The 10,965-nt window shown below is 72.0% G+C and carries 9 protein-coding genes; 1 reads left to right on the forward strand and 8 read right to left on the reverse strand.

The genetic code is table 11. The annotated features are described in order from the left end of the window. Window positions 1–25: 25 nt before the first annotated feature. The gene (locus ACIQPT_RS23590) at window positions 26–718 is read right to left on the reverse strand and encodes a hemolysin III family protein (protein ID WP_401158130.1); all 693 of its coding nucleotides are present in this window, start codon (window positions 716–718) and stop codon (window positions 26–28) included. Between the two features lie 223 nt (window positions 719–941). Here ACIQPT_RS23590 and ACIQPT_RS23595 point away from each other — a divergent pair, with 223 nt between their 5' ends. Beyond that, window positions 942–2,768, forward strand: coding sequence for a phosphoenolpyruvate carboxykinase (GTP) (locus ACIQPT_RS23595; RefSeq protein ID WP_401158132.1), 1,827 nt, complete (start codon window positions 942–944; stop codon window positions 2,766–2,768). 194 nt (window positions 2,769–2,962) lie between these two features. Here ACIQPT_RS23595 and ACIQPT_RS23600 read toward each other — a convergent pair whose 3' ends face one another. The 7 genes from ACIQPT_RS23600 to ACIQPT_RS23630 all read right to left on the reverse strand — a co-directional run bounded on the left by ACIQPT_RS23600 (window position 2,963) and on the right by ACIQPT_RS23630 (window position 10,765). Continuing rightward, complete coding sequence (locus tag ACIQPT_RS23600; protein ID WP_401158226.1) at window positions 2,963–3,583, reverse strand: hypothetical protein; 621 nt, start codon at window positions 3,581–3,583, stop codon at window positions 2,963–2,965. A 98-nt stretch (window positions 3,584–3,681) separates the two neighbouring features. Continuing rightward, a complete protein-coding gene (locus tag ACIQPT_RS23605) occupies window positions 3,682–5,307 on the reverse strand; it encodes a substrate-binding domain-containing protein (protein WP_401158133.1) in 1,626 nt (541 codons plus the stop codon). Further along, the gene (locus ACIQPT_RS23610) at window positions 5,304–6,599 is read right to left on the reverse strand and encodes a toxic anion resistance protein (RefSeq protein WP_401158135.1); all 1,296 of its coding nucleotides are present in this window, start codon (window positions 6,597–6,599) and stop codon (window positions 5,304–5,306) included. The genes ACIQPT_RS23605 and ACIQPT_RS23610 overlap by 4 nt, the downstream gene beginning before the upstream one ends. Window positions 6,600–6,688: 89 nt before the next feature. Further along, window positions 6,689–7,786: a hypothetical protein gene (locus ACIQPT_RS23615; protein WP_401158228.1), complete on the reverse strand. Its 1,098-nt coding sequence runs from the start codon at window positions 7,784–7,786 to the stop codon at window positions 6,689–6,691. Between the two features lie 159 nt (window positions 7,787–7,945). Continuing rightward, the gene (locus ACIQPT_RS23620; RefSeq protein WP_401158137.1) at window positions 7,946–8,353 is read right to left on the reverse strand and encodes a hypothetical protein; all 408 of its coding nucleotides are present in this window, start codon (window positions 8,351–8,353) and stop codon (window positions 7,946–7,948) included. 80 nt (window positions 8,354–8,433) lie between these two features. Beyond that, window positions 8,434–9,645, reverse strand: coding sequence for a pyridoxal phosphate-dependent aminotransferase (locus tag ACIQPT_RS23625; protein ID WP_401158139.1), 1,212 nt, complete (start codon window positions 9,643–9,645; stop codon window positions 8,434–8,436). A 307-nt stretch (window positions 9,646–9,952) separates the two neighbouring features. Then, window positions 9,953–10,765, reverse strand: a complete 813-nt coding sequence (locus ACIQPT_RS23630; RefSeq protein ID WP_401158141.1) for an arylamine N-acetyltransferase — start codon at window positions 10,763–10,765, stop codon at window positions 9,953–9,955. Window positions 10,766–10,965: the final 200 nt, after the last annotated feature.

Consider the following 10,965-nt stretch of genomic DNA (forward strand, 5'->3'; position numbering starts at 1 on the left):
CCCCTCACCCCTGACCCCTCAGTGCTTAACCGTGCTGGTACGCGACCAGCGAGATGCCCACGTAGTGCGCGATGAACGCCGCCAGCGTCAGCGAGTGGAAGACCTCGTGGAAGCCGAACCAGCGCGGTGACGGGTTCGGCTTCTTGATCCCGTAGATCACCCCGCCCGCGCTGTACAGCAGCCCGCCGACGATGACGAGGACCAGGACCGCGATACCGCCGGTCCGCATGAAGTCCGGCAGGAAGAACACCGCCGCCCAGCCCATCGCGATGTAGCACGGGGTGTAGAGCCAGCGCGGCGCGCCGACCCAGAAGACGCGGAACGCGATGCCCGCCGCGGCGGCCGCCCAGACCGCCCACAGCAGGGGCCGGGCCGTCGACTCGGGGAGCAGGAGCAGCGTCAGCGGTGTGTAGGTGCCCGCGATGATCAGGAAGATGTTCGCGTGGTCCAGCCGACGGAGCACCGCCTCGCCACGCGGACCCCAGGTGCCGCGGTGGTAGACCGCGCTGACACCGAACAGCAGACAGGCGCTGAGGATGTAGACGCCACAGGCGATCCGGCCCATCGTGCTGTCGGTCAGGGCGATGAGCGTGATCCCGGCGATCACCACCGCTGGGAACATTCCGGCGTGCAGCCAGCCGCGCATCCGCGGTTTGACGGGGACGGGGTCGAGTACGACGGGGCCCGGGGTCGCGGCGCTAGCGGCGGCGTCAGTCATATCCGCATGCTACCTACGCCACCGTAGGTAGTGGATATGGGGCGCAAATGAGTGGCGATGCTCACGTGTGAGGCCCCCTGGACATATGGGCGGATCGGTCGGATGATCAAATGAGTGCAGTCGGCACCGGATGAGCGCCAGGGGAATTCGAAGGGTACGAAGCATCCGGGTCGCAGCCCCCACGGGGCCTTCAGACAACTGACACCCTCAACTAGGAGCGATCGTGGCGCGCGACATCGCGGCTCCCCTCACTGTCCCCACCCACCACCAGGAGCTGGTCTCCTGGGTCGACGAGATCGCAGCCATCACCCAGCCGGACCGGGTGGTCTGGTGCGACGGCTCCGAGGCCGAGTACGAGCGCCTGTGCGGGGAGCTCGTCGCCAAGGGCACGTTCACCAAGCTGGACGAGATCAAGCGGCCGAACTCGTACTACGCCGCGTCCGACCCGAGCGACGTCGCCCGCGTCGAGGACCGTACGTTCATCTGCTCGAAGGAGGAGAAGGACGCGGGTCCGACCAATCACTGGAAGGACCCCGCCGAGATGCGGGAGATCTTCACGGGTGAGCAGGGTGTGTTCCGGGGGTCCATGCGTGGGCGCACCATGTACGTCGTGCCCTTCTGCATGGGCCCCGTCGGCTCGCCGCTCTCCGCGATCGGCGTCGAGATCACCGACTCCGCGTACGTCGCCGTCTCCATGCGCACCATGACCCGCATGGGCCAGGCCGTCCTGGACGAGCTGGGCACCGACGGCTTCTTCGTGAAGGCCGTCCACACGCTGGGAGCGCCGCTGGCCGAGGGCCAGGAGGACGTTCCGTGGCCCTGCAACACCACCAAGTACATCTCGCACTTCCCCGAGGACCGCGAGATCTGGTCGTACGGCTCCGGCTACGGCGGCAACGCCCTGCTCGGCAAGAAGTGTTACGCGCTCCGCATCGCCTCCGTCATGGCCCGCGACGAGGGCTGGCTCGCCGAGCACATGCTCATCCTCAAGCTCACGCCGCCGCGCGGTGAGTCCAAGTACGTCGCGGCCGCGTTCCCCTCCGCCTGTGGCAAGACCAACCTCGCCATGCTGGAGCCGACCATCCCCGGCTGGACCGTGGAGACCATCGGCGACGACATCGCCTGGATGCGGTTCGCCGAGGACGGCCGCCTCTACGCGATCAACCCCGAGGCCGGCTTCTTCGGCGTCGCGCCCGGCACCGGCGAGCACACCAACGCCAACGCCATGAAGACCATGTGGGGCAACTCCGTCTTCACCAACGTCGCGCTCACCGACGACGGCGACGTGTGGTGGGAGGGCATGACCGAGGAGGCGCCCGCGCACCTCACCGACTGGAAGGGCAACGATTGGACCCCCGAGTCCGGCACGCCCGCCGCCCACCCCAACGCCCGCTTCACCGTCCCCGCCGGACAGTGCCCGATCATCGCGCCCGAGTGGGAGGACCCCAAGGGCGTGCCGATCTCGGCGATCCTCTTCGGCGGCCGCCGCGCCTCCGCCGTCCCGCTGGTCACCGAGTCCTTCGACTGGCAGCACGGCGTCTTCCTCGGAGCCAACGTCGCCTCCGAGAAGACCGCCGCCGCCGAGGGCAAGGTCGGCGAGCTGCGCCGCGACCCGTTCGCCATGCTGCCGTTCTGCGGCTACAACATGGGCGACTACATGAACCACTGGGTGAAGGTCGGCGCCGACAAGGCCGACCAGTCGAAGCTCCCGAAGATCTACTACGTGAACTGGTTCCGCAAGAACGACGCGGGCAAGTTCGTGTGGCCCGGCTTCGGCGAGAACAGCCGCGTCCTGAAGTGGATCGTGGAGCGCCTGGAGGGCAAGGCCGAGGGCGTCGAGTCCCCGATCGGCATCCTGCCGGCCAAGGGCGCGCTCGACACCGAGGGCCTGGACCTCTCCGAGGCCGACCTCGACTTCCTCCTCACGGTCGACAAGAAGGTCTGGCGCGAGGAGGCCGCCCTGGTCCCCGAGCACCTCAACACCTTCGGCGACCACACGCCCAAGGAGCTGTGGGACGAGTACCACGCGCTCGTCGAGCGCCTGGGCTGAGCCCGGCACTCCCGCTGAACCCCGCGGCCGGGTCCCCTCGGAGATCCGCCCTGACCTGTGGGTACGACGACGACCCGCCGCGGTACGGGGCCTGTTACGGCCAATAGCTCATAGCTGGTAGCTGTTAGCTAGTGGCCGACGGCCCCGGAGGGCCGTTCCCGACCAAGGACACCCTCCCGGCCCCCGGAACCCCCTCACGGTTCCGGGGGCCGCTCCTTTTCCGCCCACGGGGAGCCGCCCCGGTCCTCCAGGTACTTCGTGTGCGACCGCTGGCGCAGCTCCTCTGCCTCGCGCAGCGCGTCCACCAGCTGCTGCGTCTCCCCGTGCAGCAGCACCACCTGCCGCTCCAGCTCCTCCTCCGGAGCCCGCCCGCCCGGCGCGAGCCGCGTCCACCACCGGGTCCGCAGATACGTGTCGACGGACTCCGGAACGTCCCGGCGCACCGCCCGCGCCACCACGTGCACGCCCTCCGGGTCGTCCGCCAGCGCCTCGGAGACCCAGCCGGGGGCCAGCAGCCCCTCCAGCAGACCGGTCAGCGCGGCGAGCCGCTCCGTCGCGCCGGGCGGCAGGTCCACCCGGTCCAGGTACGCCCGCAGGGTCACGAGGTCGGCCCGCACCTCGTCCAGCCGGGACGACGGCTCCTCGAACGCCGGGGCGGGCGGCCGGCGCGGCGGGGCGAGCAGCGCGCCCGCCCCGTACAGCCCGCCGACGACCACCGGCCAGTACGCGCCCGCGAACCCGGCGAAGGTGAGGGCGAGGCCGCCGAGGGCCGCGGCGCTGCCGGTCAGATTCCGGGCCGACTCCAGATAGCCGATCACCCGGGCCGCGGCGGCGGAACTGCCTCCCGTCGGGTCCCTGCGGGCAGCCGGGGACCTGTTCCCCGCCGGATCCCTACTGGTAGCCACGGATCTCCTCACTGGTAGCCACGGATCTCCTCGAACGCCCCGTCCAGCGAGCCCGGGCCCTCCTCCTTCGTCCCGTCGAAGAGCCGGCCGCCGGTCAGCGCGGCGATCGCGTCCAGCTCCGAGCGGTCGGAGTCGCCGAACATGATCGGGAACACCGGGGTGACCTGCCGGGCGGCGGGCAGCTCCCGGTAGAACGCCGTGAACTCCGCCGCCGACCGCCCCGCCGTGTTCTCGCCGTCCGTCATCAGCACGATGGAGGTGAACGCGGACTCGGTGTCCGGGCCGAGGTGGTCGTAGGCCGCGGCCAGCGACGAGTAGATCGCCGTGTCGCCCTCGGCCGTCAGCGCGGCCGTGTCCGCCCGGATCGCCGCCGGGCCCGCCTTCGGGTCCGCCGGGTCGACGGTATGCGTGCGGACCTGTTTGACGGTGGACCCGAACGGCAGCAGCGTGACCTGTTCGCGCTCGCGGAAGTCGCCGGTCAGCCCGTTCAGCGCGGACTTCAGCTGCGCCAGCCGCCGGCCCGCCATCGACCCGGAGGTGTCCAGCACGTACACGGTCCGCGACGGACGCCGCAGCCGGTGCTCGTACGAGGACAGCAGCCCGTCCGCGACCGACCGCGTACCGGGGAACGGCAGTTCGCGGCGCTGCTCGGGCGAGAGCGGGTCGGCGGGGCGCGCGGCGGCGACCACCGGGCGGCGCAGCGTCAGCGCGGTGATCTCCCGCTGCACCTCGGTGGACCGGAAGTGCTCGGCCAGGGTCTGCACGGCGTCCCGGGCCTCCGGGGTGGCCCCGGTGAGCGCGCTCAGCGGGTAGTCGGCGGTCACCACCCCGTCGCGGGGGCGGATCACGGTCAGCCCGGCGTCGCTGTCCCGGTTCAGCGACAGCAGCACCGACTCGTAGTTGATCAGCGCGTCCACGGTGGAGCGCCGGGCGTACGCGGAGGCCAGCCAGCCCGAGGAGCCGGAGGTCAGCCGCTGCCCCGCGAAGAACTCCTTCAGCTTCGGCCCGGCCTTGCGGACATCGGTGTCGGTCAGCGCCGCCTGGGCGCCGGAGAGCCCGGAGGCGATCGAAATCAGGGCGGAGAAGCCGGAGTTGGAGCGGTTCGGGTCGGTCATCCCGTATGTCAGGTCCCCGGCCGCGACTGCCCGGTGGACCTGCGCCCAGCTGACCGACTCCGCATCCCAGCCGAGCCGCTTCACCGCCGCGGGCCGTACGCCGAGGGCGACCGGGGAGGCCATCAGCGGGGTCTCGGAGGCGATCCTGCGGGCGGCCTCCGGGTCGAGGCGCAGATAGTCGTTGGACGACAGCCACACCGCGTCGAACGCCCCGTCCGCCTTCCCCGAAGCCAGCCGCTCCACGGCGTCCAGCGTGCCCGCCCAGGTGGGCCGCACGGTGATCCCGGTCGCCTCCCGGGCCTTCTCCAACAGGGGCTTCATGTCGCTGAGTTCACTGGAGGCCAGCACTCGGATGGTTCCCGTGCGTGCCCGCCCGTCGTCGCCGTCGCCCCGGCCGGTGTCCCGCCCGGTGTCCTTGTCCGTCGTGCAGGCGGCGAGCGGGACGAGCAGGGCCGCGGCCAGCAGCGGGACCAGGGCGCGCCGGGCGAGAAGGGCCCTTCCCGGGCGTCGGCCTCTCATGAGCGGCCTCCGTCCAGGGACGCGTCCGCCGTGCGGCTGCGGTCCAACCGGGCTCCGGCTTCCTGGAGTTCGGCGGTCAGCGATGCGACCGTGGCCGCCATGGTCTCGGTCGCCCGCGCCTTGTACGTGTCGATGGCGTCGAGCGTCGTGTAGATCTGCCCGAACGCGGTGCGCAGGGTCTCGACGCCGACCGCCGGATCGGCCGCGATGCGCTGGATCTCCCCGCTCTGGGTGGCCAGCATCTCCGCGTTGCCCCGGATCAGGTCCTCGGTGGTCGAGCGCAGCTCCCGCACCTGCTCGGTCACCCGGCGCTGGTTCTCCAGCGCCGAGGACAGCATCACCGCGATGCGCAGCGCGGACACGGTGGTGGTGGCCGCCCGGTCGATGCCCTTGATCAGCTCGTCGTTGTTGCGCCGTACGACGTCCATCGCCAGGTATCCCTGGGCGCAGACGGCGATCTGGGTCAGCAGATCCTGGTGCTTCTGCCGTACGGGGAAGAGGACGTCGGCCCGCAGCGCGTCCGCCCGCCCCGGATCGCCCGCCGCCTCGGCCTCCGCGACGCGCCGCTCCACGACGCCGTCGAGGGCCTCGGTGAGGACCGCGTACTCCTGCAACTTCCCCATGGATTCCCAGAGACGGGTCCGCTCGGTGTGCAACACGGCGTTGTCGCGCCGTAGTTCGTCCTGGCCGCCGCGGAGCGAGCCGACGATCCGGTCGAGGGTGCCCTTGGCGGAGGCGTACTTCGCGATGTGGTCGCGCAGCCGCCGCCCGCCCGGCAGCCGGGACAGCAGCCGGCGGGCCCCGCGCCCGGGGGCGTCGCGCGGATCGAGGTCCTCCACCGTGCGGCGCAGCTCGACCAGCGAGGACCCCACGCGGGCCGGGGCGTCGCCCTCGCCGGAGGCGAGCGAGCGGACGGTGCGGTCCAGCATCCGGTTGGACTGCTGGGCGGCGCTGCGGATGTCGCTCTGCCCGAGCGCGGCGATCTCGCCGACCTTGGCGCCGAACTCGGGCGAGCGGGCGTCGAGCCCGGCGAGGCCCTCGACGTACTCCTCGGCGCGCCGGACCATGTCGGCCCGCACGGCGTCCTCGACCGGGACGAGCCCGGCGGCCTGCTCGGTGCGGATGGGGGCGACGGGCGCGGGCGGGGTGAGCACGAGCGGGGTGGTCGGCGGGTCGAACGGCCGTCGAGGGTCCTGAGGCCCGGCGTCCTGAGGCTCGGCGTTCCGGTGCCGGGCGTTCCGAGGCCCGGCGTTCGGGTGTCCGGCGTTCTGTGGTCCGGCGTCCTGGGGCATGGTGGCGGTCTCCTGTGCTGCGAGTACGAGTGCGGGTCCGTGTCCGTGTCCGTGTCCGGGAACAGGGCTGGCCGCGAGCCGGGGCGTCGTCAGCCGCGGGCCCGCCGCGCCATCGAGCGCAGCACCTCCGCGGTGGGCACGGGCGCCTGGCGTACGCCGGTCAGCCGCTGGTCGATGTAGGCGGTGTGCTCCGCGGTCGCGGCGCTGAACTCGGCCGCCGCGCCCTGGGGCCGGAACCCGTGCCGCACCGCCAGCTTCCGCAGCCCGGGGTCGGTGGACAGCAGCTCGCCGAGCTCGCGCCCGTGGTCGGTCAGCGGTACGAGGGTGTGGTCGCTGGAGACCGTGGTGTCCGGGTAGAGGACGACGAGGTCGCCGACCTCCTGACGCTGACTGCTCATCAGGAGGGAGGCCACCTGCGACTCGTAGACCAGCACGAGGGGGTTGCCGACCCCGCTGATGAAGTCGCGGAACGGCGCGTCGCTGCTGGTCTGCTGGGCGCCCTGCACCTGGACGAGCTTGCGCAGCAGGGGCGCGGTGCGCGCCACGGCCTTCTCGTCCGTGGCCACCCGCCCGCCGTCGGCGACGTACGAGGCGGCGGCGAGGTAGAGGGCGCCGGAGTTGGAGGTGACGGGATCGGTGCTCGTGATGAACACCGTGCCGCTCAACTCGGCATGCCCGGAAGCCCCTTTGAGCTGCTGCCAGGTCCGGTCGTCCTCCGCCGCCGTCAGGTAGGGCTCCATGAGCAGCGTCCCCTGCGTGGTGAACTTCGATCCGCCGTCGGCCCGCAGCCGGGCCAGACCGTTGTCCGCGAGGACCTCGGCCGCGTTGCGGTGGGCCACCACGACGAGCGGTGAGTAGAACGGCCGCAGCGGGCCGCCCTGGGACTCGGCTCCCCGGCGCAGCTCATCGGCCGGGGCCTTGGAGCCGGGGAAGGCGAAGTCGTAGCCCTTCAGGGGTAGTCGGTCCATCGCCCAGGACCCGGAGGTCTCGGTCCGGACGGTGAACCCCTTGGCCGCGAGGGCCTTCACGGTGTCGGGGTCGGCGAAGAACTCGGCCTTCTCCGACCCGATCACCCCGCGCACGGTCTTCGCGGCCGTGCCGCTGTCTCCGCTGCCCCCGTTGTCGCGGCCCAGGGCGACGGCCCCTGCCACTCCGGCGATCAGCAGGACCGCCAGGACGATTCCCACGATGCGTCTCACCTGCGCAGCGTGCTCGCGGAAACCCACATTCCGGGCCGAGTTGGGTGGACGGCAGATGAAGGGGCCATCCCAGAACGCAACGGACCTGCCCGGCGAAGGTCCATGGCACCCGGTCCGCACGCCTGCGCGGCACGCGGACCGGGGCCGTCAGTGGGCGCCGACCAGGTGCCCGGAGGGGGCGGGGCCGGCGAGGGCGGCGAGGGCCGCGGTGTGGGCGTCCATCCGCTCGGCGGAGAGGATGGCGGCGGTGGTGTCGGCGCGGGACGCGGCCACCAGCAGGGCGCGGCCCGCCAGTGCGTGTGCACGGCGGTGGAGGTCCGCGGGGGCGGCGTCGGTCAGGCCGGCGTGCCGGGCGGGCGGCGCGCCGCGCAGCCGGGCGACCTGCTCGGCGATGCGGTCGCCCGCCGTGCCGAGGCCCAGTTCGTCGGTGACCGCGAGGAGGGCGGCCAGGTGCCCGGCGAGCTGGATGTCCAGCTCCTCCTCACGGCTGCGGTGCGGAAAGTCCGCGGGGCCGGCCGGGGTGTGGACCGACGGGCTGCGGATCGGCTCGTACATGGATGGCCTCCCGATGATGCGTGGAACCATCCTACATTGGAACAAGTCTAAAGTTGTGCTCGATCCGGACTGTGGTCGCGCTACGGCTGTCCGTAACCGTCCAGGAAGGTGCCGATCCGGGTCACCGCGTCGGTCAGGTCCTCCACCGTCGGCAGCGTGACGATCCGGAAGTGATCGGGTTCGGGCCAGTTGAAGCCGGTGCCCTGCACGACCATGATCTTCTCGGCCCGCAGCAGGTCCAGCACCATCTGCCGGTCGTCCTTGATCTTGTAGACCTCGGGGTCGAGCCGGGGGAAGAGATACAGCGCCCCCTTCGGCTTCACGCAGGTCACCCCGGGGATCGAGGTCAGCAGGTCGTACGCCACGTCCCGCTGCTCCAGGATCCGGCCGCCCGGCAGCACCAGGTCCTCGATCGACTGCCGCCCGCCGAGCGCGGTGGCCACCGCGTGCTGCGAGGGCATGTTGGCGCAGAGCCGCATGTTGGCGAGGATCGTCAGCCCCTCGATGTACGAGGTGGCGTGCGCCTTCGGGCCGCAGACGGCCATCCAGCCGGAGCGGTAGCCGGCCACCCGGTAGTTCTTGGAGAGCCCGTTGAACGTCAGCACCATCAGGTCCGGGGCCAGCGAGGCCGTCGGGGTGTGGGTCGCGCCGTCGTAGAGGATCCGGTCGTAGATCTCGTCGGAGCAGACGATCAGGTTGTGCCGCCGGGCGATCTCGGTGAGACCGCGCAGCATCTCGTCGTCGTACACCGCACCGGTCGGGTTGTTCGGGTTGATGATCACCAGGGCCTTGGTGCGGTCGGTGATCTTCCGCTCGATGTCCGCGAGGTCCGGCATCCAGTCGGCCTGCTCGTCGCACCGGTAGTGCACGGCCGTCCCGCCCGCCAGCGAGACCGATGCGGTCCACAGCGGATAGTCGGGAGCCGGTACGAGCACCTCGTCGCCGTCGTCCAGCAGCGCCTGCATCGACATCTGGATCAGCTCGGAGACGCCGTTGCCGAGGTAGATGTCCTCGACGTCGAGCTCGATGCCCTTGGTCTGGTAGTGCTGCACCACCGCACGGCGCGCGGACAGCAGGCCCTTCGCGTCGCCGTAACCGTGCGCGCCCGCGAGGTTGCGCAGGATGTCCTCGAGGATCTCCGGCGGGCACTCGAACCCGAACGCGGCGGGGTTGCCCGTGTTCAGCTTGAGGATGCGCTGACCGGCCGCTTCCAGCCGCATCGCCTCCTCCAGCACGGGACCCCGGATCTCGTAACAGACGTTGGAGAGCTTCGTGGACTGGATGACCTGCATGTCCGCGAGCTTACGGCCGCGTTTCGCGCGGTGCGCGGGGATTGCTCCCCGTGTACGCCCTCCGGGGCGTCTCCCCGCCCCGCCCCGGCTTCCATCGCCATGCCCGTCGCCGCCCCGGACCGTGGGATCGCCCGGTCGGGGCGGTGCCGCGGCTTGGAATGGGGGTGTGAGCGGCCGGAACGGGTGAGATGCGCCACGCGGGGCCGTACGCGGGGGCCGCATGCGGGGGCCCCGCGTACGGGGACCGTCCGGCCGACGGCACGGGGCTCACTCCGCCGGTGCGGGGCTCACTCCGGCGCTGCGGGGCTCACTCCGGCAGCCGGGTGCCCTCCGGGAGCCGGATGCCGAAGTCGTCCGCCAGGACCCGCAGCGCCTCGTCGCCGTCCTTCAGCCGCCGCTCCTCGACCGTGCCGTCGTCGGCCGTCTCCACCAGGTCCAGCCCGGCCAGCAGCAGGTGGGAGCCGATCCGGGTGCGCTGCGCGTACACCGCCTGCCGGAACGGCGAACGCGGGTGCGTCGCGATGTGCCAGTTGATCACCTCGTAGTCCGGCGCCTCGAACGGCTCCAGGGTGAACGCGTATTGCGGCTCCCACGAGCCGCCCTTCTCCGCCTGGAGCTCCCACATCGGCAGCGGGCCGTCGTGCGCGACGTGGACGAGCCGGTGGTGGCGCGGGGCGTCGAACAGTTCGGCGCCCTCCACCAGCTCGATCGGCTCCAGCAGGGCGCCGGTCGCACCGAAGCCGACATCCACCAGATACGGGTGCGGCTCACCCGCCACGTCCACCCGCATCAGCATGTGCGTACGCGGCCGGATGTCGCCCGGCGCCGCACCCAGCACCACGCGGGCCACCAGCAGCGTCACGGAGAAGCCGAGCTGCCTCAGGACGGCGGAGAAGAGCGTGTTGTGCTCGTAGCAGTACCCGCCGCGCTCGCCGCGCACGAGTTTCGCCTCCAGGTCGTCGAGCGCCAGCGACGGGGCCGAGCCGAGGACGGCGTCCAGGTTCTCGAACGGGATGCCGGGCATGTGGGCGCGCTGCAGGGACCGCAGCACCTCCAGGGTGGGGCGGGGCTCCCCGGTCCAGCCGATGCGGGCGAAGTACGCGTCGAGGTCGAGTGTCATACGCCGACCGTACGCAGCCGGGGCACGGGCGCGCCTCCGGCCGTGGACCGACATGTGCGGCCGGTGGGCCTCGGTCCGAGGACCGAGGCCCACCGGCCCGGGTGAGGCCCACCGGCCCGGGTGAGGCCCACCGGCCCGGGTGAGGCCCACCGGCCCGGGTGAGGCCCACCGGCCCGGGTGAGGCCCACCGGCCCGGGTGA

The organism is Streptomyces sp. NPDC091289, assembly GCF_044757365.1.
Lineage (GTDB): Bacteria > Actinomycetota > Actinomycetes > Streptomycetales > Streptomycetaceae > Streptomyces.